The organism is Ramlibacter paludis (genome assembly GCF_022012305.1).
GTDB lineage: Bacteria > Pseudomonadota > Gammaproteobacteria > Burkholderiales > Burkholderiaceae_C > Ramlibacter > Ramlibacter paludis.
This window is the reverse complement of sequence record NZ_JAKLTM010000016.1, coordinates 1-487: the sequence shown is the minus strand read 5'-3', so window position 1 is coordinate 487 and position 487 is coordinate 1. Positions and strand designations below refer to the sequence as shown.

Genomic DNA, 487 nt, shown 5'->3' with positions numbered 1-487 from the left:
CCACCGCCACGTCGCCCGGCGTGCCGATCGGCATGCGCAGGAAGTTCAGGTTCAGCGCCTCGGAGGTGCCGCCCGCGGTCGTCGCGCTCACCGTGCCCAGCCCGTGCTGCGAAGCCGTGTTGTTGAAGTACACCCGGCCGTTCTGCACGTCGCTGTAGTACACGTCGGTCGCGCCGTCGGTGCTCGTGTCGGCCAGCGTCAGCCCCTGGAACGCATAGCTGCCGCCACCTTCGACGAAGCCCGAGCCGACGAGGGAGGTCTGCGTGCCGCTCACGTCGAAGCCGTCCAGCGTCGGCACGATCTGCAGCAGCGGCTGGCTGGCCGAGCCGAACACCTGCAGCCGGTAGGCGCCATTGGCTTCGCGCGGCAGCACCAGCGTCGCGCTGGTGCCGTCGGCCGCCGCGATCGTCGGGCTCAGCCGCGTCATCGACGGGTTGCCGTTGACGTCCTTCCAGCGCAGCAGCACGTCCGTCGCCGTGCTCAGCCC

At 70.6% G+C, this 487-nt stretch carries 1 protein-coding gene; it reads right to left on the bottom strand.

Annotated elements, in window-relative coordinates:
* Nucleotides 1–487 (bottom strand): hypothetical protein (locus tag LZ009_RS24160; RefSeq protein ID WP_275700556.1); only part of this gene is annotated, 487 nt, incomplete at both ends.